Genomic DNA, 22481 nt, shown 5'->3' with positions numbered 1-22481 from the left:
TTTACTCCTCCGATGTTGGGGTTGTTCTACCCCATTTTTCATAAGAAATTAATTGTGATAGATTTCGTCTTCTCTCCCATTTTGCTGTTTCTAAAATAGGAGCTTTAGGATAATGATTTGTATAGCCAACAGAAAGTATAGCAATAGGATCAATATGTGGTGGAATGTCTAAAATAGCTCGGATATCTGCTTTTTTATAAAAACTCACCCAACCCATAGCAACACCTTCAGCACATGCAGCTAGCATCATATTTTGTATAGCACATGAGGTTGACATGATATCTGTTTCTGGTATCGAATTTCGCCCAAGAACATGTGAACCACCTCTTGTTGGATCACATGTGACACAAATGGTATAAGGGGCTTCTTGTATTCCTTCGATCTTTAATGATAAAAATTTATCCGCTCGATCATCTTCTTCATAATGGATACTTAGTGCTCTTCGCTCCTTTTCAGCAGCCCATGCTATTTTCTTCTTTATTTCGTTTGAAGAAATGACGATAAAATTCCATGGCTGCATAAACCCAACTGATGGCGCATGATGAGCGGCTTCTATTATTTGAAAAAGAAGCTCTTTAGGAATAGATGTTGGAAGAAAGCTTCTAATATCTCTTCTCGTTTTAATGACTCGATGAATCGCATTTATCTCTTCTTGAGTAAACATCCCTTTTCTCCTCATCAAAAATATTTTGATAGATGACTATTTTTAGGTACATTTGAGTGTAAACTAGGAGTTAATTTGTTTTTTGCAGCAAACTCTTTTACTTCATTATTAAATTTTTGATAATCTTGATTGGAAACTTTCATTGGATCGTATAAGATACCCATCATTGTGCCACTATGAGCAATAACGATGCCACCTTGACAAAGTGATGATAAATAATCAATTTCGTTAAAAAACGGTTTTGGAAGCCAATTTTGATTGATTTTTGCGCTCATTGTTGTTGCATTCAAAATAGAAGGTAAATATTGATGTTTTATACCAACTTTGACAAGGTCATAGGCACTTTTTAAATCTTGGAGCTGCTGAAATGAATAGTTTTTTTGTTGTTGATTAAATAAAATCGTATCAACAGTACCTCCTATATCAAAGCCAATCAACTGATAAGGTGGTAGTTCTCCAAGAGGTTCAATTAATGTTCCATTAAGATAATCATACGCAACAATATGTTCGTACATCACACCATCTGTAGGTTCAATTTCACTAGCAATCTTTGAAATCAATTCTCCCAAGATATTGATAGAATAGCTGTCAGCTACAGCTCTCATTGCTGCAACAATATCGGCAGTACTACTGGCCATACCCTTACCTCTTGGGATAGTGGAATAAAGCTTTAAAATTCCACCAGTAGGTAAATTCAATGATTTTATTAATTTCTCACAAGCGAGAATTGCTTTAGAAAAGTGTTTATGTCCATTTACTTTTTTAGTGTGAAATTGAGGGGTAAAAACAGCTTTTGTTTTTAGTTCTGGTAATGGAAATGTAAGTAAAAAAGATTGATCGTCAAGAACTCCCTGTACTAATTCACCAAATGTTCCATGACATTCTCCGTATCCTGTTTTCATGATATTCCCTCAATTTCTATTAAATAAGAATTATAACCAAGTTGTTTTTTCTTTATAAGAAGTTCGTTTAGGTTGTTTCATTTTAGTGATTTTTTCAACATTTGGATACCCAATAAACACATTGCCAATCACTCGTTTGTTTTCTGGGGAACCGATGAATTGATAAAGTCTTTCATCATGAACGAGACCTACTCCTCTTGTTCTCCAAACAAATCCAAGACCAAGTTCTTTAGCGGCAAGCCACATAGAATGAATTGCACAACATACGGCATACTCATTGTCTTTTGTTGCCTCCGGGTCATTTGGTACGATATCAGAAGTGACGATAATATGTACTGGTGTAGTAGTTAAAACATTTAGTGAACTTTCTATTAGATGTGGCTTTGTTGGAAATCTTTCTTGTAAATATTCTTTTGCAAGTTGTTCATAACGCTGTTTCGCTTCCCCTTTTAATACATAAAAGCTCCAAGGCTCTCTCATTTTATCATTTGGTGCCCATGTGGCAGCATCAAGTAGGAAGTTGATTTTTTCTTCTTCTACATCTTGTTTTCGATAATCACGAATCGCTCTTCGGTTTTTTAGTTCATGTATAATTGACACTTTTTTTTCCACCTCGCATTCATATTGTTACAGATCTAAATCGGTGATGCTTAACGGGTCTGTTCACGAATCTTATCTTCTTCTTCCTGAAACCATTTTATTTTTTCTCGTAATTGAACAACTTCTCCCACTATTATAATTGCCGGATGTTTAATGTTCGCATCAATAACGATTTGCTCAATTGTCTCTAATGTGCCGGTTACTGTTTTTTGCTTATGTGTTGTTCCCCACTGAATTACTGCAACAGGAGTTTGTGATTTTCGACCATTTTCAATTAATTTATGACAGATGTAGCTAATATTTCCAACACCCATGTAAAAGGCAAGTGTATCAATTCCTAGAGCAAGTGCTGACCAATTTAATGTATCTTGCTTTTTATCTTCACGGCCATGGCCGGTAACAATAGCAAAAGAAGATGCATGATCTCGATGTGTGACTGTAATACCTGCATAAGCGGGAGCGGCAATTCCTGAAGTAATTCCTGGTACAATTTCAAAAGGAATGTTACTTTCTGCAAGCACTTCAGCTTCTTCACCGACTCGACCAAATACACAAGGATCTCCACCCTTTAATCGTGTCACTGTTTTCCCTTTCATAGCTTCGGAGATTAATAGTTCATTAATTTGTTCTTGAATTAATTCATGCTTACCTGGGAGCTTTCCGCAAAAAATCAGCTCTGCATCCTGTTTTGCATTTGTTAATAGCTGCTCATTTACTAAACGATCATATAAAATAACATCTGCTTTTTGAATGCATTCTAAGCCATAAACAGTGATTAACTTAGGATCTCCTGGACCTGCACCAACTAAATAAACCTGTCCTTTTGTCATGTTCATCCCTCTCTTTCTAATTGGGGCTGTTAAACCTTACTATTGATTTTTTACACGTATTACCTTTCCTAGAGGTAGCTCCCTCTTTAAAGCTCAACTTCCAAACTTTCAATGGACTATTCTTCTAAGATCCTTGAGCATCTTTGTTACTTGAACGTCTGTGAGGTCTCTTTACACTCTACTTTTAGCAGAAGTCTTGTGCTGACACTTTAAATCAACAACGTTTAATACCCAATATCAAGCTTTAACATAGTCTTCTATTTTGTGATCAAACTAATTTATATTGTTCTTGCATTTTGCTGAAACTCTAGCATTTTTGTTTCAATGTACTGTACATCAACATGATTGCGTACATGATCTGCTAAACGATCATAAGCTTCTTCACGAATCATATTAAAAGAACGTCTATTACTAATTGGAGCTAACTCTTTTTCTTTGCGGATAGAGTTTAACAAAACTTCCCTAAAAGTATCGTTATGAAATATACCATGAAAATAGGTGCCAATCACCTTTTCATCAGATGTTTTACATCCATCTAAGCTGTTAGCTAGCTTAATAAGCGGAGCATTCTTATCTTCTCGCTTTGTTTTACCCATATGAATTTCATAGCCTTTTACGGGAATGCTTTGCTGTTGATAAGATAATACACCTTCAGATAAAATAGTTGTTTTTTCTTGAGTAATTGTTGTATGTAAAGGTAAAAAACCTAATCCTTCTGTTGAATAGTGTGGTGATTCAATAGCTAGAGGATCAAATACCTGCAAGCCAAGCATTTGATATCCACCACAAATTCCAAAGAAAGTGGTTTTGCCTTTTTTTTGTAGCTGTAATAGTTTATGAGCTAATCCACTTTCTCTTAAAAACTGTAGATCTTCAATCGTATTTTTACTTCCAGGTAAAATCACGATATCTGGATTTTTTAGTTGATCTGGTTTTGTTATAAAGCGAACATGACAGTCAGGTTCAATGGTAAATGGATCAACATCAGTAAAATTAGAGATTTTCGGATATTGAATAACAGCAATATCAATTTCTTTTTCTTCATCAGCAATTGCTGTGTATGAATTTAAAATAACTGAATCCTCTGCATCGATATTCAGATGAGGAAGATATGGAATCACTCCTAACACTTTTTTCCCTGTATAGTTCTCAAACCAGTCCAGTCCAGACTGCAAAAGACGAATGTCTCCCCTGAATTTATTGATGATCACACCAACAACGCGATCACGATCTTCTTTTTCTAGTAATTGCAGAGTACCTACCAAACTAGCAAATACGCCGCCTTTTTCAATATCTCCTATTAACACTACTGGTGCATTTGCCATTTTGGCGACACGCATATTAACTAACTCACGATCATTTAAGTTCACTTCTGCTGGACTACCAGCACCCTCGATAACAATTCGATCATAAGATTGCTTTAGAACGCCAAGTGAATTCTGAATTAACTTTACTCCTGTATCAAAGAATTCTCTTCTATAAGCACCAGCTTCCATGTTTTTAAAAGGCCTACCATGAACAACAATTTGGGACTCATTCAAGCGATTTGGTTTGATTAAAATCGGATTCATATTTGTTGTGGCTTGTATATTCGCAGCCTCTGCTTGAACACCTTGCGCCCTGCCAATTTCTTTTCCATCAAATGTAATATAAGAATTCAGCGCCATGTTTTGCGATTTAAATGGAGCTGTTTTATAGCCATCTTGAACAAAAATACGGCAAAAAGCTGTAACAATCACACTTTTACCAGCATCTGAGTGTGTTCCTTGAAACATAATTGGAAGTGATTTAGACATGAGCTTTTCGTTCCTGACATGTGCTGATCCACTTTTTAACCATATCGACACATGATGCAAAATGAAAGTGAGTATAACCAGCTACAAGGTTATCCTTTAGATATCCCTCTTGTTTATTACCGCGCATTCCCTTTGTTTCATATGCATAATCAAAGTTATTTTCAGAGTGAAACGTACTATAGTGAAATTCATGACCTCTTGCTTGCTGTTGATCGCTAAGTAGAAAATTTCCTTTATTTCCTGTTATTTCCCGATAACCTAATGCTGCAAGATTTGTTTGCATTTTCACATTTCCAGGAATGATTCCAACCATTTTATAAAGTTGATTTTCTGTTGTGGAGATGGAATCTGTTAAATACATAAATCCGCCACATTCGGCAAGTGTTGGTATGTTTTCATTGATTTTTTGCTTAATAGAAGAAAGCATTATTGTATTTTCTGAAAGATCCTTCGCATACTCCTCTGGAAATCCTCCACCAAGATAAAGTCCATCAATATCTTCAGGTAGATGCTTATCTGTTAATGGTGAAAAATAGACAAGCTCAGCACCATAAGTTTCTAAGATTTCGAGATTTTCTGGATAATAAAAGTTGAATGCGGCATCCTTAGCAACGGCGATTTTTACTGAAGAGTCCTTTTTCTTACGGAAGATAGAATCGCTGCTTTCTTCCCGAAGTTCAGGGGCAACTGCTAAGGCTAACAACTTATCAAGATCAATGGTGTCTAGTACTAATTCTCCTAATCTATCAAAAAAGTGATCAAGCTCTCCTTTTTCAATAGAAGGGATAAGTCCAAGATGACGCTCAGGGATTTCGATATCTAGCTCTCGTTTCATATAGCCTACAACCGGAATACCACATTCTTGTTCAATTGCGGTTTTGACAATTTTATAATGACCTTCACTTCCTACTCGATTAGCAATCACACCAACAATATTAGGACCTTCTGCTAAAAGCTGAAATCCTTTGACAATGGCTGCAGCACTGCGCGCCATACTTGCGCAGTTGACAACAAGTAATACAGGGCTTTGTGTGATCATACTAATATCTGCTGTACTACCTTCATTATTTTTTGGGTTTTTTCCATCAAAAAAGCCCATGACACCCTCGATAATTGAAAGATCTGCTTCTTTACTTCCGTGAGAAAAAATATCAAGTACCGTTTCTTTAGGAAGCATCCAGCTATCTAAATTACGTGATGGTCTCTTTGTTACAGCAGTGTGATAGGAAGGGTCAATATAGTCAGGTCCACATTTAAAGCCTTGAACTGTTAAGCCTTTTTTCATAAAAGCGGACATTAAACCGATTGTTAGTGTTGTTTTACCAACACCACTTCCTGTACCAGCAATAACGAGTCGTTTTTGAGACAAATGAATTCCTTCTTTCTAATGAGAAATAAGTGCGACTGACAATGTCACATTACCTGATTTTTTCTTCGTGATAACTAAGTAATCAGCACCACTATAAAGGCGTGCTGCAGGTTCACTTACTGCATAAGCACCAGTGAATTTGAAAACGGTGTCTGAAGGGGTATCGATTTTAACTGAATTTAATTGTTCGGGTGTGTAATAGGTAAAGTCCCATTGATATTTTTTTGCAACAGCTATTAAGCCTTCCTCATCTTTTTTAAGATCAATAGAACAAATGGCTTTAACGCTTTTGATTGAGAATTTAAGTTCCTTTAAGGTTTCCTGTATCACTTGTTCAATCTCATCTAAAGAAGTTCCGCGATTACAGCCGATTCCTAGAGTGATAACCTTAGGACGATACAGAACACCGTTATGTAGAAGCTGTTGTTCTTCATTTGATAAAAGACGATGTGTTACAAGGAGAGCCGCTTTAGGTTTTGCACGTATCGCTTCTTCCATCGTTTCATAAACTGTGATATGAGAAGGAAGTGGTTTGTCATAATTCCACCAGTTTCTTTCGCCGGATTCTTGGACAATCGCTACAGGTTCCTCGTTAACTACTGACGCGCTAACAGGTGTCAACTTTTCAGCACTATCCCAGACCCATCCAAATTTACGACCAAATAAATCAACAGGTATCGTTTTTTGAACATCTGAAGCTGTTGTGATCACAGGTGTTGCATTAAGATGGTCAGCAAGCTGCTTTGTTAATTCATTTGCACCACCAAGATGTCCTGATAAAACACTAATCACATGGTTGCCTTTATCATCAATCACCACAACGGCTGGATCTGTTTTTTTATCTTTTAGCAAAGGGGCAATCATCCGAACAACAGCTCCAAGTGAGATAATCATCACGATACCTTTATAAGACTTAAATAATGAAGGTAATAGCATCCTTACATTACCGTCAAAAAGAGTGATATTGCGTTCAGTTTCATCGCCACGTTCAAATTTGCTCATATAAAATAAATCGGTTTGAGGGAATGTTGAATGCAATTCGCGAGCTAGCTCAACTCCATGCTTTGTAATCGCGACAACTGCGTAGCTTCCAGTTGGTTGTAAAGTGAGCTGTTTCCCTTCAGCTAAAAGAAGTGTCATGATTTCACTCCCTTACGAAATCCATGAGTAAATTCTTTATCATAAAGCTTAGAGCGAAAATCTTTTTCGTGAATATCCTTGTCCAATGCCCAACCAGCTAAGATCATTGCTTGTTTACGAATGCCGTTTACTCGCATATCTTCATCAAGATTTTCTAATGTTGAACGAACAATTTTTTGATCAGGCCATGTCGCTTTATAGACAACACCTACAGGAGTATCCTTGCTCCAGCCTGCATCAAGAAATTCTTTTACTATTTTTTTTGTAAGTGTTGCACTTAAAAATAGGGCAACAGTACAATGATGCTTTGCAAGATCTCTTAGCTTTTCTTTATCAGGCACAGGTGTACGACCTTCAGCACGAGTTAGAATGACGGTTTGTGTTAAATCTGGAATCGTAAGTTCAGCACCTAAAGCAGCAGCCGAAGCAAAAACAGAGCTAACACCTGGAATAATCTCTACTGTTACATCTTGTTTATTCAAAATCGCGATTTGCTCCATAATCGCTCCGTAAACAGCTGGATCTCCAGTATGAACACGAACAACCTTTTTACCAAATGAAACTCGATCAACCATAAGCTCGACCATTTCTTCTAAATGCATTCCAGCAGTTTTAATGATTTCAGCTTCTGGCTTTGCTTTAGCTATTAATTCAGCACTTACTAATGAATCTGCATATAATACAACATCGGCTTGCTCTAACAGAGTTAAGCCTTTTACTGTGATTAAATCTGGATCTCCAGGACCAGCACCTATAATTGTGATTTTCATTATTTTCTCACCACCATTAATGTTAAATATTCTAATTCCACGCGATCTAGCTCATGAATATCCCAGATGATTTCTTCATCTGAAGTCACTTTTGTTACTACCGACGCTTTATCAAGTAAATCTAAATCTCTTAGAACATGAAGCATTAAATCAATCACCTTTGCGACTTTGATAAAAATAACACAATCATGATCTACTAATGCTTTTTTCATAGCTTCATAATCATCTTGTGCAGGGATAATCGCCACATGATCATCACCTTCAGCTAGAGCAATCCCTAGTCTTGATGCAGCTCCATTTATTGAAGAAATCCCAGGTACAGTTTGGATCGTCACTTCAGGATAACGTTCCTTCATTAAGTTCATCATATGAATAAATGTGCTATATAAAAGAGGATCTCCCTCTGTTACAAACGCAACATCTTTCCCAAGCTTTAATTTATCCCACACAAGCTCAACCGTTTGCGACCATTCTCGTTCCAAAATATCAGGATCTTTTGTCATTGGAAAAACTAGTCCAAGCATTTCTTTTTCACCTGGTGGGATGTACACATCAATAATTCGATGGGCATAGCTTTTACTACCTTTCCTTTTCTTTGGGTAGGCAATAACAGGTGATTCCTTTAGTTTACGAAAAGCCTTCACCGTAAGAAGTTCAGGATCTCCTGGTCCAACCCCTAATCCGTATAAAGTTCCAATCATGTTCTTTCTCCTTTCGGATGCTTTGCTGTAATGATATAAATCGGATTTAATGCGTCAAATCTTGTTAAGTTTAATATTGGCTTACTTCTAGAAACTTGAGCTAGCGTAATAGTCGTTTCAAGACCATTCTCTTTAAATAGTTCAACAGCTTGTGCAAGATTTTCAATTGTCACAGCGTTTAGTACGATTCGTCCGGTTTCATTTAACCGATGACAACAAACAGATAAGATATCTGCCATACTACCTGCTGTCCCACCGATAAATATTGCATCTGGATTTGGAAATTCATCTAATCGTTCAGGTGCTTTTCCTTGAACAACTGTAAAATCGGTTCTGAATTTCACCATATTTGCGCGACAATTTTCAAGATCATGATCATTTTTTTCAATCGCAAATACTTGACCTTCCTTTGCAATTAAGCAAGCTTCAATCGCTACAGAGCCCGTACATGTGCCAATATCCCACACAATGCTATTTTCTTTTAGCTTTAATTCACTAAGACTAAGGGTACGAATTTCTTTTTTTGTTAATAAACCTTTTTCAGGCTTTCTTTGATGAAATTCTTCATCATCTATTCCAAATGAGTAGGTGATTGGCTGTGAAGTTTGCTTTAAAATCAAAACATTAAGCGGAGAAAACTCAGCGTTCTCCAATTCTTCTAACTCAAAATATTGACATCTTTCGTTTTCCCCACCGAGATTTTCTGCTACAAATGCTCTGTATTCATTTATCTGAAATGAGCGTAAATAACGAGCAATCTTAGCTGGTGTGTTTTCTACATCTGTCAAAATTGCAATCTTTTTTTTGCCATTTATTTTTTGCGCAAGACCCTTCATGCTGCGACCATGAACACTAACAACATATGCGTCTTGCCAGCTTTCATTTATTTTTGCAAAGGCCTGCTGAATGGAGCTTATGTAAGGATATATTTCAACATTGAGCTTTGTGGCTAAATATTGTCCAATGCCATAAAATAATGGATCACCAGAAGCTAAAACGACAATTACTTTGTTACTTTCTTGATGGTGTTGAAGTGATGTGACAAGTGTAGATAGAGCACCTTTGATCACAATTTTATCTCCATCATAGTCCGGGAAAAATGCTAATTGCCTTTCTCCACCAACTAAGATTTCACTATTAGAAATCCATGATTCATAGATTGGTAGAAGACTGTGTTTTCCATCATCACCAATGCCAATTACTTTAATGTTAGTTGTCATCTTTTCCTGCCTTTCCAAGCAACAAGCCTTTCATTGTATACAGACTTGTTTCTATTGATAGTCCACCTTTTATTTCCTTTAAGCCTGATTCACAGCAATATGTACATAATTGTGTGAAAAAAGAGTGATAGCCATGTTCATAAAGGATGTCACCAACTTGAGAGGCTGTATTGGCTTGTTTTATCTGTTCAATGAGCTGCTCATCAGTCACACCAATTTCATTGGCAACTTCAGCTAAAAAGCCAAAATCAACAGGTGCACTTTTTGAATGAACCATCATAACTCCTTGAGCAACCTTTGAAAATTTCCCCATCATTCCGACTAATGAAACTTTTTTGATTCCTTGACGTTTACATTGCTTTAATGTAAAACCTACAAAATCTCCCATTTCAATAAATGCTTCCTCTGGGAGCTCAGGGTATTGCAGCATGGCGTATTTTTCACTTCGTCCACCAGTAGTAATCACCACATGCTCACAATGACTAGCTCTTGCTACACTTATTGCTTGTACAATACTTGCCATATAAGCAGAGCTAGAAAAAGGAATAACAGTACCTCGTGTTCCTAAGATCGATATCCCACCAATTATACCAAGTCGTTTATTAAGCGTCTTTTCAGCCATTTTTTCTCCGTCTGGTACTGAAATAACGATCGAAATTCCTTTTGTAATACCATACTCAGCAAGAACATTTTCAGCCGTTTCAAGGATCATTTTTCGTGGAACTGGGTTAATTGCCGCTTCACCAACAGGAACTGGTAAACCCTCTTTTGTGACACGACCAACACCAATTCCACCATCAAGTGAGATACCAGATTCATTATGCCAAGAAACAGCTGCCTTAATAAGGGCACCGTGTGTAGCATCAGGATCATCTCCCGCATCTTTTATTGTGCCAGCTTCAGCAACTGTATGCTCAACCACACAGCTTTCCATTTCAAAGGTGACAAATTTTCCAACAGGCAAATAAATTGTTGCTTCAAATTGAGGTTCACCTGTAATTAAGGCAATTAGAGCGGCTTTTGTCGTCGCTGTCGCACAGGCTCCTGTGGTATAGCCTGAACGCATTTCTTTTTTATCTTTTTTTTTCGTTTTTTCTTCCATTTTTTATTCCTTTTCAGCTAAAAGAGAGATTGCATTTAACGCTGCAACCGTAACGGTACTACCACCTTTTCTACCTACATTTGTAATAAAAGGAATATCTAATTTTGCTAATTCCTCTTTAGATTCTGGTGCTGAAACAAAGCCCACCGGAAGTCCAATAACAAGACTAGGTTTAGCTATTCCGGCTTTAACAAGGCGTATAAGCTCTAATAAAGCTGTAGGAGCATTACCAATCGCGAAAATTCCTCCATCAAACTGTTGAATGGCTTTTCTAACCGAAATAATTGCTCGAGTGGTGTTTAAGCTTTTAGCTTCCTTCATCACATCAGGATCAGAAATATACACATTTACACTACCGCCATGCTTTTCAATACGTGCTTTGCTTACTCCAGCTAAAATCATTTGTACATCAGCATAAACTTGTTCTCCGTTACGTATCGCATCAATTCCAGCTTGAATGGCTTTTTCATGGATAATCATACTATGACCTAATTCAAAATCAGCTGATGCGTGAACAACACGTTGAACAACTTTATATTGTTCCTCTGTAAAGGAGTGCTCTCCAAATTCAGAATCAATCATCTCAAAGCTAATTCCTTCAATTTCTTGTGGTTGGACTGTTAAAGGTTTAAAATCTGTTAAAAAATCCATTTTATTTTCCTCCTAAATAGATATTGGTTTTGGTAATAGTTCATCAATTTTATGTAAAACATCTGAAAACGTTGAAAAAGATTGTCCATAATCTATCTTCGGTCGTTTAATCATAATGACTTCAATTCCTAGCTCAATTGCTGCATCAAGCTTCTCATCAACAGAGCCTGCTTTTCCGCTTTCTTTTGTAATCATTGTTGTTACCCCATATTGTTTATAAAGAGCGGTGTTAAAATCCTTAGTAAAAGGCCCTTGAATCGCTACAATATCTTTTTGGGGAAAACCTAATTCCGCGCATTTTTCCATATTATCTTTTCGTGGTAGCATTCTTGCAATCACACGTGTGTTGTCAAGTGGAAGTAGCTTTTCTGTGAAAACCTGTAATGTTTTACTTCCAGTTGTTAACATAATGACACCTTGTTTTTCGGCTGCTTTTTCAGCTGCATCCGCATAGCTATCAACAAGTGTAATTAGAGGATGAAGAAAATCCTGTGATTCTCTTTCATAGCGAATGTACGGGACATTCGCATCTTGTGCACCCTTTCTTGCTTGAATACTTGCTTCCTCTGCAAACGGATGGGATGCATCAACAACTAATGTGAATTTTTGTTGTGTAATAATTCTAGTAAAATCTTCACTTGTAAGTCTTCCAACGATCACTTTCAGTCCTACTTTTTCCATTTCACTTCCTGCGTTTTCAGTCACAACTGTTGTGACAATGCTGTATCCTACGCTTTGTATTTGAAGTGCTAGCTCTCTTGCATCACTAGTTCCGGCCAAAAACAAAATCATATTTTTTGAACCTCATGATGATGTTCATGTTTGTGATCATGGTTATGATGGTGATCGTGTTCGTGATGATGGTCATGATCATGGTGGTGATGGTGATCAATATGCTGCATGGCATCAATTCGGTATACACATGTATCACAATTCATTTTCACTTCGCCTTGTATTGCTTCTTGAATTCGATCAGAAATAATCTTCTTTAGACGTTCATGAAACCCGAAATAACCTGCTAGCTTAAATTCAACTTCTGGATAGCTTTGCTGAAATTCTTCGATTAAAAGTTCTAGTCGTTTAATTAATACACCTGTAAACAAGAAATAAGGTAGTATGACGATTTTCTTTGCACCTAGTTTTATACAGCGATCAACACCCTCTTTTATAAGGGGATCAGTTACACCCATAAAAGCTGGCTCTACAAATTTATAAGAAAGCTTTTCCCATAATAATCTAGTAATCTTATATAAATCACTATTTGCATCGTGATCACTACCACCACGGCCTAATAAAATCACCGCTGTATCTGGATCATGTTCATTAATTTCTTCGCCAACTTCTTCTAATCGACTTTTGCAAATTTCTAATGTTTCTTCATGAATACCGAATGGTCTACCATATGTAAAGCTAACATGAGGATACTTTTCCTTTGCTTCATCAATCGCTGCTGGAATATGAATCTTCGAATGTCCTGCTGCTAAAAGCATAAGAGGAATCACGAAAATACTTGTTGCTCCCTTTTCAACACACGTTTGAATTCCTTGGTTAATTGTTGGTCTTTCAAATTCTAAAAAGCATGTTTCAATTAGTAATTCACTATCAAGAGATGGCATTAACTCCTCAATCGTTTGTCGAACTTGTTCATTTCCCTGAGGATCACGACTACCATGGCCAACTAATAATACTGCTTTCATATTCATCTCTCCGATCTTTTTTTAGGATGTTTTCGTGAAACTTTCTTAATCTCCACAAGGAGCTGGTTCTATTTCAATCTTTGGTGTCATGTCTTTATATTGATAGTGTTGAATTTTACCCACACGTTTGAAATATTTGAAAAAACGCTCATTTGGATGTCCTTTTTCTTTGTACTCTAAAACGATTTTTTCAATTAATTCGACAATTTCATCAGGCTCAATTCCCTCTGCAACAGGCTGTCCTGCATGTGCGGTTCTACCAACAGTTTTGGCTCCTAAAAATAAATCAAATTTCCCTTTTCTAAACACAATACCAATATCTTCGTTAACAGCACCAAAGCAAGCCATTCCACAACCATTAAAACCTAGCTTTAATTCTTTTGGTAAATCAAGACCACTTAGCTTTTGATGAATTTCTTCTGCATGAGGTATGGAATTTTTTTTCTCACCCTCACAAAAGTCACATGCTTTTATTTGAAAAACATCTCCGATTGGCTCTAAAATAAACCCAACATCCTCTAATTTTTGCGTTACCCTTTCTGGCTCTGCTGTAGGAACTTTTACATAAATTTGATGATGTGGAGTATACTCCATTGATCCTTCTTCACCAACAACTTCTGCTAATGTAATGAGCTGTGATGGTGTGAATTTTTTGTTGGCAATACCAGGGCTAACAGCAAATTCGAAGATAGACTCTACAGGATGATGAACAGCTGCACGAGGAGTGTTCTCAAAAGTCTGATTTTTTTCTACCTTTCTAAGCGCTTCAACGGCTAATTCTAAGGAAGAAATTGTTGATTCTGAAGCTAGTCCCTTTTTTTCCTTTACAGCAACATTTGTTACAGAGTCATTTTTCCCTTGATGAAGGGCCCAGGGCTCATTTTCATGGCGTAAACGTTCATGTGGTCTTAATCGCTGCTCTGTTGTGTTTAACGTATATTTTCGTTGATATCCTCTTGGTGTGATAATTTTATTGTCATATAAAAAGGTTGAGGAATTTCCAATGACAACGGTTGTTAACATGCCAATATCAAAATCTAGCATATGCTCAAGATCAGTAATTTCAATATGCTGTCGATCACGGTAAGCGCTTTTGACAAGTCCTACAGGTGTACGTGGTGATCGATATTTCAGTAAAATTCTTTGTGCCTCTTGAATTTGTCTTGTACGACGACCACTTTTCGGATTATATAAAGTGACAACAAAATCGGCTAGTGCTGCAGCTTCTAGTCGTTTTTCAATTAAGTCCCATGGTGTTAAATGATCACTTAAACTAATTGTGCAGGCATCATGCATAACTGGTGCACCAAGTAAAGATGCGCAAGAATTGATCGCAGATATACCAGGAATCACCTCTACTGACACACCAGTTGCTTCTTTCCAACCCTTTTCAATGAGTACCTCATAAACAAGACCTGCCATCCCATAAACTCCAGCATCTCCACTAGAAATCACTGCTACGGTTTTCCCTTCTTCTGCGTAACGAACAGCTGCCTGGGCACGACTGACTTCCTCAGACATTCCTGTACTAATGATTTCTTGATTTGTGAGGAGATCTTTAATTAAATCAACATATGTTTTATAACCAATAATATAGTCACTTTCTTTTATTGCTTCCATTGCTCGATTTGTCATATGTTCAAAGCTTCCTGGACCAAAGCCAATGACAAGTAACTTTCCTCGCAAAATATGATCATCCTTTCATAGGTTACTAGTTCTACAAACCTAGTTCACCAAGTGTGAATTAGACACTTTCTTTAATCGGTTTTGTGATTCCCTTAATAGATTTACTCTTTTCAGGAGCAACAAATGATTCATCTTCATAATGATAAATCACTGCTTCTTCTAAAACTTCTCCACCCGCTAAATGAGTCTGAACGATCTTTCTACCTAAATCAGGAGATAAAGCCTTGTACCAAGTGCCTTCTGGGTAAACAATGGCAACACATGCATCTTTACATCTTCCATTACATCGCGTACGTGTTGTATGAATTTTCGCATCTAAATCTAATTTTGTGATTTCATCACGAATAGCTTGTGTTACTTCTTCTCCCTCTTTTCTCATACAGCTGCTACCATTACAAATTAGTACATGATGCTTTGTTTCAGATAAATTCCAAGTTGCCATGTTTAAACACGTCCTTTTCTTAATTTGATTAATAGTTTAAATAATTCATCGCGTTTATAGGTATTTGATTTTCGTATAGATTTTGTAACATCTTATAGCTAAAGCTATTCTTAATATAAAAAAACCTCTACTTAGGTAGAGGTGTACAAATACGCATAAAAATACAAAATGCAATATTTATAACACATCTACCTATTTTCCCGTAGGTATGTGTATAGAATAAAGTAGGCAGGTTTCCTGACTTAGGATTATAGCTTACATGTGCCTTCCCGATTTTATTAAATCAGTGACAATTAACATGCAAACTCCCCATAACAGTGGCGGGTACCGTGACGGCTTTTCACCGTTCTTCCCTTTTAACCAAGCAAAACATTGCTGTGGCACCTAACTTTGGCTATAACGTTTTACAAGTATAATGGTAATGACCATTAATTAGAGTAATAAAAAATAGAAATGACAAAAAACAAATAGTGCTACTCCTTGAACAGCTCCTCGAAGCTATGTACTGGAACAAACACGTAAAAACTTTTATCCACAATTCATGAATTTTCTCATTCTCATTTACTAAACAATAAAAAATCCGCTCAAGATTATGAGCGGATGAAAACGACAGCAAGCAGCATTTAACAACAAGGAAATACTAGTTAAATGTATTGCGATCGTCTCACCTTCTCACCTCCCGAAGAAACTGAAACTTGATAAATTAAGACAGGTCTCCTGACTTGTGCTTCAATCTACTTTAAGACCTTCCCATGTAAAACCTTTATACTAGAAAAAGATTTTACACAGTGGTTATCTTATTTCGTCCACACTTACAGTTGCGGGAACAGCTCTGGATTTTCACCAGATTCCCTTTTAAGCCGCTAGGCATCTTAATTTATTGCATTCTATGTAATTAATATAATATTGTCTATTTGCTATAATATATGAATATTCGATATTTTTCAATAACATTTTACTAATATCGGTAAAATAACCCAAATTTAACTAGGTATGATGTTTTTTAGTTGATTATAAAGTATGTTGTTTTTCGCGACGAATCTACGATTATTAAATTATATTGAAATAGCTATTACTTGATTCTTTTAGCTAAACCATGCCAACAATAATAAACTTCTTCAGCCTTGCTTGACGCATACTGTAAGAGCCATCCACAGACATCACGAATATTTCGATTTTTTTCTAACATTGGAACAATTCCTCTACCCATTTCTAACATAATAAAATAAAAGTGAAATGGGGATGTGTTTTCAATTTCGCATAGTTGATCTATTTCTTCAATAAAGTAAGATCTTACTTCATCAATTGTTTTTCCATTAGTTAATTGCTCTTCAACCCATTTTTCCCACCCTTCAAGAATGATGGTCGAATTTGGTTGAAGAGACTTTTTATATGCCACAAAGTCATCGCCATTATAGGCACTATGCCATACTAACTTGTCACAACTTTGTTTGACGATGTTTCGTTTTCCTGAATAGGCACCACCGACCACGAGTTGCATACCCATTCCCCCTCTCTATTTTGTAATGATAGCTTATACCCACTACCATAATTCACTGGAAAATCCCATAGCTTCTTTGTAATGTTGAATTTCAGCAAACATGTCATAATAACCCCTCCGTGAGTACTAATCAAAATATTCTGATTTTCTCCCATAGATAGGTTATATAGATCTTCAAAGAAAAGATCAACTCTTTTCTGAAGCTTTGAGAAAGACTCTCCATTTGGTGGAGAAAGATTATCCATATCTTCTAACCATGCTTGGTAGGTTTTCTCTTTTTTTAACATCTCATATGTATGCCCTTCCCAGTTTCCAAAATTCAACTCTCTTAACCTTTCGTCTAAACAAACGGGTTGATTTTGTATAAGATGGTTTATCGTCTGAATACAACGCATAAGATCACTTGAGTACCTATAATGAAATGTCACATTTTCTAATGCTTTTTTTACTCTGGAAAATTGTTCTTCATGATCATTTAGTAAAGGTTCATTTGTATAACCTAGATAACGCTTTTCAAGATTATATCTTGTTAAACCATGACGAATGAGATATACATCCAAGCTAGTGCTAGCCCCCATAGTTCTCCTCCTTCTATTGAAGCACCTACTACGTCTCCATTTATTCCATGAAAGGTTTTCTTTATAAGAAGTTGTAAAATGAAAAAAATAAAACAATAAGCTACGAAAAGATACGCCATGATCGGAGCAAAAAAAACGATGAAAGCAATTGGTAAGACTGCTATAATGGCGTCTTTGTATGAAAGGTGTTTTTTCCATTCATAAGCAAGTCCTTCCTGTTTCATAACGGGAACAAAATATAAAAGATAAAGAGCTAGTAAACGACTACATGCTGGTACAAATAAAAAAATGAGAGATAATTGATAAAACTCTATGGTATCAATTGTAAACAATCCATAAACAAATGCTGTTTTCCACCCTAAATGAAAAACAACAGTAAGCACAGAAAAACTCCCCACATGAGGATCTTTCATAATTTCACGTTGCTTTTCCAATGAAGCATTTGATCCTAATGCATCTGCTACATCCATTAATCCATCAAGATGTAAACCACCTGTTAAGAACACCCAAAATGAGATAATGGCAAAAGCTGACATCCAATATGGCAACAAAGGATAAGCGAAATAAAGAAATCCAGTTAAAATTCCTCCGATAACAAATCCAACAAGTCCAAAAGAAATAAGTGCAACTTTAATTGTCTCCTTTTTCCAAGGAAGTGATATTGGAATGGGAATTCTTGTTAAAAATTGAAGAGCTAATAAAAAGCCTTGGATAATAGTTGTCATGGATTTCAACCCTTCCACTGAACCGGTATACCTGCTATCACTTGATAAGCAGCATCACTTTCACTGATAATAAATTGGTGGACATCTTCAAGAGCATACATATATTGATGGGTAAAATAATCCTTTACAAGCATTCCTTCATTTAAATCGTTTGAAACAATATATAGAACCAATTGTTTACGAATACAAATATCAATCCAATTAGAGACTTCTGCTTTTATTTGAAATAAATCTGCTTGTTTTTTGTACATCATATTATTTAACCAAACGGTAAGGCAATCAATTAATATCACATCAAACGTATTCAGTTGTTCGAGACGAGCTGCTATGTCAGTTGGTACTTCAATCGTTTTCCACTTTTTATCCCGCTCATTAATATGTCTCTCAATTCTAGCGTTCATTTCCCCATCAGATCGCTCTGCTGTAGCAAAATAATAGAGTTTAATCTCAGTGTCTGTTTTTTGATTATGTCGTTTGTATGATTTTATAGACAAATCTTCTGCAAAAGAGCTTTTACCAGATCTCGCACCACCTGATATAAATGTAATCATTGCTGTTCCCTCCACAAACGTAACACATGAAGTAAAGAGTTGTTTTCCTCTTCACTACGAACAGCAAGACGTAAATAATCACCATCTAGTCCTTTAAAGGTTTGTGTATGACGAGGAATTATCTGGTGTTGAAGTAAAAAGTGAAATAACTCTTTATTATTTTTAACTGTATCTTTAAGTAAATAGAAATTCACTACCGTAGGTGAAATATAGAAATCTAGTTTTTTTAGTTCAGTTTTCAATTGACACATCTGTTCTTGAAGCCAGTGCTTCGTTTTTGGAATAAAGTTTTCATCAGAAAATAGTGCTGGCAATAAAGCTAATACAACACTGTTTATACTCCATGGAATTTGCTTCATTCGTAACACGTGAATTTTTTGCTCATCAGCAACGATATACCCCAGCCTTAAACCAGGTATGGCATAGATTTTTGTTAAAGATCTAAGCAAAATCAAGTTTGGATAGTTAGCTAATAATGATGATAAATCTTCAAATTCAGATGGAGCAAAATGAATAAATGCTTCATCAACAATCACCATTGTTTCATGTTGATTCGCTTTTTGGATGATTAACTTCATTTCATCAAAACTTACCATTGTACCAGTTGGGTTGTTTGGTCGACATAAAAAAACAACATCAACTTCAGCTAACTTTGTTAATAAATTATTTAGTGGAAGGCTAAAATCATCATCAATAGAGAGGGATAATGAGATAACTTCTATGTTATATACATCACAAGCTCGTCTATATTCCGAAAAAGTTGGTTCAATGATCAATGCTTTTTTACTTGAAAATAACTGAGCTATAAGAAAAATCGCTTCTGCTCCACCATTGGTGAGGAGAACGTTTTTTTCTTGTAAATTCTCGTGTTTGCTTACAATTCTTGTTGCCTCTACATATTCAGGATCAGGATAGCTCTGAATGAAATCAAAGGATTGAGGTAATTGCTGTTTTACTTGCTCTGGTGGTCCTAAAGGATTAAGATTTGCGCTGAAGTCGTAGACTTTTTCACTTTTTGTTAAATTTGTTAAATGATAAATTTTTGCTGGTTGACCTCCATGTGCTGGCCATTTCATGTATATCAAGCCTTTCGTGTTTGTTTGCGGCTGGTTCTGAAAAGTTTTTTACTTATAATTTTAAGAGTTTGTTTATATGATAAAGCAAAAAAGGATGATAACAAATACAATCCAGGCACCATGCATATATAGAACAGAACTTTTGATATCGCCTATCTGTAGATTACGATAAAACTGCCCCATTTCAGCTCGGTATGAAACGATTCCCTCATACGAATTTTCACCACCTAATACGACACCTAATAAGCCTGCTGTCATTGCTTCAGGCCAACCGCCATTAGGACTGGGGTGTTTTTTTGCATCACGAAATGTGACCTTTAATGCATTCAAACGCTTTGATTTTGGGACAAAAAAAGAAAAAATCCACATAAATAAAGCAGTAAAGCGAGCAGGTAAATAGTTTGCTAGATCATCAGTTTTCGCTGATGCCCAACCAAAATCTATGAATTTTTCATTTTTATACCCTACCATAGAATCTAAAGTATTAATGGCACGATAAGCCATAGCTAAAGGTGCTCCACCAATTAATGCCCAAAATAAAGGAGAAATTACACCGTCAACTGTGTTTTCAGCAACAGTTTCAACAGTCCCCCGTACAATTTCTGATTCTGGTAAATGGTTTGTATCTCGTCCAACAATATAGCTGAGTTTTTTCCTAGCCTCAGATATATTGTGGTTTTTTAATGGTTTTAACACGTCTCTTGCTGCTTGTTGTAAACCTTTTATCGCAACTGTTGATGAAATAAAATAAATTTCAAAAATGAGCGATAATATTGGATGAAAAAGTGACAGTACCTCTAAAATTAGAAAAACGACAAAATATGATCCACCAACAATAGATAAAAGTAAACATAAACCTTTAATTTTGCGATGATTAGCTTTATTCCATGCTTTTTCTAGTTTACTAATAGCTTTGCCCATGATGATAACAGGGTGAGGAAACCATCGAGGATCCCCTATTATCACATCTAACAATATAGCAAATAAAATAAGGGAAAAATGATTTTCTAAGATATTCATCATAATATTTTTTTCCGATTTTCATAGTTAGATATTGCTTCTATTAGTCCATTGTACACAACTTTTCCTATTGCTTTACCAAGAGTAGTTCCTGAACCAGCATATGGTGTAGCTTGACCGTTTTGTGTGGCAGCAATTAATGTACAATCTGTTGACGTACCTGTTGCAATGGTTTGTGTATTAATATCTTTAATGTGAAGGTCAGCAAATGCCTTTGTTTTTGCTTCTGTTGCAGATTGGATGCTATTCACTAATGCGCCATCTGTTAAATGAGCATCAAGAAAGATCATGATGTTGACTGTTCCCCATTTATTCCTAGGTTGATTATGAGCATGTGTTATATCTACGGCATTGCCGACTCCGGCTGTAATAACAGCAAGAATCTCTATTCCATTTATATTCTCTCTGATGATACTTTTATCCTCTAAGATAACAGCTGTCATCATTCCAACAGTATTATACGAAGAAATAGCTTCTTTCGCTAACCAATCCTGAATATCACGTATTGGATCTGAACAATGATAATCATATCGAACGTGAAAATTGCAGAAATTTCTACTCCATGATAATCCTTCTCCTAAAACAGCGTTAGAAATAGTTCGTAAAGGCTGAGAAAATAAAAGATGGATGTAGTCTTTTGTTTCATGTATAGTAAATTCAAATTCATTATGTATTTGTTTCTGTTCCTTTGGAATTAATGAAATCTGGGGCTTTGCTACAACTGGATGGTCATTCGTTTTTATTCCTACTTCATAAACTAGATTCAGTTTTTCCTCTTTCTGTAACAATGATAAATTACCAGTTTCCACTAAGTGACCGTGATGTAATAATCCGATTTTATCTGCAAAAAGAGCTGCGATATTTAAATCATGTAAAATGGCTATGATTGTTAATTGGTGATTCTTTTGATATTCCTGTAAATGTTGAAGCATTTCAATCGTATGTCTCATATCTAGATGATTTGTCGGCTCATCTAAAATTAATATCTTCGGTTCTTGTGCAAGAGCTTTAGCAAGTAAAACACGTTGTTTTTCTCCCCCACTTAGCTCTTTAAATAGCTTTTTACGATACTCATATACATATGTTTTTTTCATAACGTCTTCAACAATGTCTTTATCGTGCTTAGAAATATGCTTAAAAAAACCTTTTTGATGTGGATAGCGACCTAGCATGACAATTTCTTCAACAAGAAAATCAAATTCTACAGATGCTTCTTGAGATAAAACAGCCATTATTTCCGCTCTTTCGATAGAAGAATAGTCATGTAGTGGCTTATTCATAATTGTGATTGTACCAGAGTGAAGAGGCAATACACCTGTGATTATTTTGCTTAAAGTTGTTTTTCCACTTCCATTAGGACCTATTAACGCAAAGAAATGTCCTTGTTCGATCGTGAAACTGATGTTTTGGACAATGTTTTTTTTCGTATAACCTCCAGCAACATCTTGAAGTGTAATCAT

23 protein-coding genes and 2 riboswitches are annotated in these 22481 nt (G+C 36.0%); all 23 genes read right to left on the bottom strand.

Annotation, left to right across the window (positions count from 1 at the left end):
• Position 1: 1 nt before the first annotated feature.
• Entirely contained in the window at positions 2–664 is a 663-nt protein-coding gene (gene bluB / locus LC076_RS00465; RefSeq protein WP_226665311.1) for a 5,6-dimethylbenzimidazole synthase, read from the bottom strand.
• A gap of 14 nt (positions 665–678) precedes the next feature.
• Entirely contained in the window at positions 679–1566 is an 888-nt protein-coding gene (locus LC076_RS00460; RefSeq protein ID WP_226665310.1) for a kinase, read from the bottom strand.
• 30 nt (positions 1567–1596) lie between these two features.
• A complete protein-coding gene (locus LC076_RS00455; RefSeq protein WP_226665308.1) occupies positions 1597–2166 on the bottom strand; it encodes a nitroreductase in 570 nt (189 codons plus the stop codon).
• Positions 2167–2216: 50 nt separating this feature from the next.
• Positions 2217–2996, bottom strand: coding sequence for a uroporphyrinogen-III C-methyltransferase (gene cobA / locus LC076_RS00450; RefSeq protein ID WP_226665307.1), 780 nt, complete (start codon positions 2994–2996; stop codon positions 2217–2219).
• A gap of 278 nt (positions 2997–3274) precedes the next feature.
• Positions 3275–4792 carry a cobyric acid synthase gene (locus tag LC076_RS00445; RefSeq protein ID WP_226665306.1) on the bottom strand — a complete coding sequence of 506 codons (1518 nt, stop codon included), beginning with the start codon at positions 4790–4792 and terminating at the stop codon, positions 3275–3277.
• Positions 4785–6161: a cobyrinate a,c-diamide synthase gene (locus tag LC076_RS00440; protein WP_226665305.1), complete on the bottom strand. Its 1377-nt coding sequence runs from the start codon at positions 6159–6161 to the stop codon at positions 4785–4787. Before LC076_RS00440 ends, LC076_RS00445 begins: the two co-directional genes overlap by 8 nt.
• 15 nt (positions 6162–6176) lie before the next feature.
• On the bottom strand, positions 6177–7301 hold the full coding sequence (locus LC076_RS00435) for a cobalt-precorrin 5A hydrolase (RefSeq protein ID WP_226665303.1): 1125 nt from the start codon (positions 7299–7301) through the stop codon (positions 6177–6179).
• The gene (gene cobM, locus LC076_RS00430) at positions 7298–8071 is read right to left on the bottom strand and encodes a precorrin-4 C(11)-methyltransferase (RefSeq protein ID WP_226665302.1); all 774 of its coding nucleotides are present in this window, start codon (positions 8069–8071) and stop codon (positions 7298–7300) included. The genes LC076_RS00435 and cobM overlap by 4 nt, the downstream gene beginning before the upstream one ends.
• Positions 8071–8772 carry a precorrin-2 C(20)-methyltransferase gene (cobI, locus tag LC076_RS00425; protein WP_226665301.1) on the bottom strand — a complete coding sequence of 234 codons (702 nt, stop codon included), beginning with the start codon at positions 8770–8772 and terminating at the stop codon, positions 8071–8073. Before cobI ends, cobM begins: the two co-directional genes overlap by 1 nt.
• Complete coding sequence (cbiE, locus tag LC076_RS00420; RefSeq protein WP_226665299.1) at positions 8769–9992, bottom strand: precorrin-6y C5,15-methyltransferase (decarboxylating) subunit CbiE; 1224 nt, start codon at positions 9990–9992, stop codon at positions 8769–8771. Before cbiE ends, cobI begins: the two co-directional genes overlap by 4 nt.
• Entirely contained in the window at positions 9982–11094 is a 1113-nt protein-coding gene (locus LC076_RS00415; RefSeq protein WP_226665298.1) for a cobalt-precorrin-5B (C(1))-methyltransferase, read from the bottom strand. Before LC076_RS00415 ends, cbiE begins: the two co-directional genes overlap by 11 nt.
• A gap of 3 nt (positions 11095–11097) precedes the next feature.
• Positions 11098–11745: a precorrin-8X methylmutase gene (locus LC076_RS00410; RefSeq protein WP_204952916.1), complete on the bottom strand. Its 648-nt coding sequence runs from the start codon at positions 11743–11745 to the stop codon at positions 11098–11100.
• Between the two features lie 12 nt (positions 11746–11757).
• Positions 11758–12537, bottom strand: a complete 780-nt coding sequence (gene cobK / locus LC076_RS00405; protein WP_226665297.1) for a precorrin-6A reductase — start codon at positions 12535–12537, stop codon at positions 11758–11760.
• Positions 12534–13442, bottom strand: coding sequence for a sirohydrochlorin chelatase (locus LC076_RS00400; protein WP_226665296.1), 909 nt, complete (start codon positions 13440–13442; stop codon positions 12534–12536). The genes cobK and LC076_RS00400 overlap by 4 nt, the downstream gene beginning before the upstream one ends.
• A 45-nt stretch (positions 13443–13487) precedes the next feature.
• Positions 13488–15128 (bottom strand): precorrin-3B C(17)-methyltransferase, encoded by a 1641-nt coding sequence (cobJ, locus tag LC076_RS00395; RefSeq protein ID WP_226665295.1) that lies wholly within the window; start codon positions 15126–15128, stop codon positions 13488–13490.
• A gap of 58 nt (positions 15129–15186) precedes the next feature.
• Positions 15187–15570, bottom strand: a complete 384-nt coding sequence (locus tag LC076_RS00390; RefSeq protein WP_226665293.1) for a (2Fe-2S) ferredoxin domain-containing protein — start codon at positions 15568–15570, stop codon at positions 15187–15189.
• A 209-nt stretch (positions 15571–15779) separates the two neighbouring features.
• A riboswitch (cobalamin riboswitch) is annotated at positions 15780–15973 on the bottom strand.
• 286 nt (positions 15974–16259) lie between these two features.
• Positions 16260–16460: riboswitch (cobalamin riboswitch) on the bottom strand.
• A 182-nt stretch (positions 16461–16642) separates the two neighbouring features.
• Entirely contained in the window at positions 16643–17071 is a 429-nt protein-coding gene (locus LC076_RS00385; RefSeq protein ID WP_226665292.1) for a bifunctional adenosylcobinamide kinase/adenosylcobinamide-phosphate guanylyltransferase, read from the bottom strand.
• A complete protein-coding gene (locus LC076_RS00380) occupies positions 17002–17649 on the bottom strand; it encodes a histidine phosphatase family protein (protein ID WP_226665291.1) in 648 nt (215 codons plus the stop codon). The genes LC076_RS00385 and LC076_RS00380 overlap by 70 nt, the downstream gene beginning before the upstream one ends.
• A complete protein-coding gene (cobS, locus tag LC076_RS00375; protein WP_226665290.1) occupies positions 17601–18374 on the bottom strand; it encodes an adenosylcobinamide-GDP ribazoletransferase in 774 nt (257 codons plus the stop codon). The genes LC076_RS00380 and cobS overlap by 49 nt, the downstream gene beginning before the upstream one ends.
• Positions 18375–18379: 5 nt before the next feature.
• Positions 18380–18925 (bottom strand): bifunctional adenosylcobinamide kinase/adenosylcobinamide-phosphate guanylyltransferase, encoded by a 546-nt coding sequence (locus tag LC076_RS00370; protein WP_226665289.1) that lies wholly within the window; start codon positions 18923–18925, stop codon positions 18380–18382.
• A complete protein-coding gene (gene cobD / locus LC076_RS00365; RefSeq protein WP_226665287.1) occupies positions 18922–20001 on the bottom strand; it encodes a threonine-phosphate decarboxylase CobD in 1080 nt (359 codons plus the stop codon). The genes LC076_RS00370 and cobD overlap by 4 nt, the downstream gene beginning before the upstream one ends.
• Positions 20002–20073: 72 nt before the next feature.
• Complete coding sequence (gene cbiB, locus LC076_RS00360; RefSeq protein ID WP_226665286.1) at positions 20074–21024, bottom strand: adenosylcobinamide-phosphate synthase CbiB; 951 nt, start codon at positions 21022–21024, stop codon at positions 20074–20076.
• Positions 21021–22481: an adenosylcobinamide amidohydrolase gene (locus LC076_RS00355; protein ID WP_226665285.1), complete on the bottom strand. Its 1461-nt coding sequence runs from the start codon at positions 22479–22481 to the stop codon at positions 21021–21023. The genes cbiB and LC076_RS00355 overlap by 4 nt, the downstream gene beginning before the upstream one ends.

The organism is Metabacillus litoralis, assembly GCF_020524045.1.
Lineage (GTDB): Bacteria > Bacillota > Bacilli > Bacillales > Bacillaceae > Metabacillus > Metabacillus litoralis_C.
Note: the sequence above shows the minus strand (reverse complement) of the source record. Positions and strands in the feature narration are given on the sequence as shown.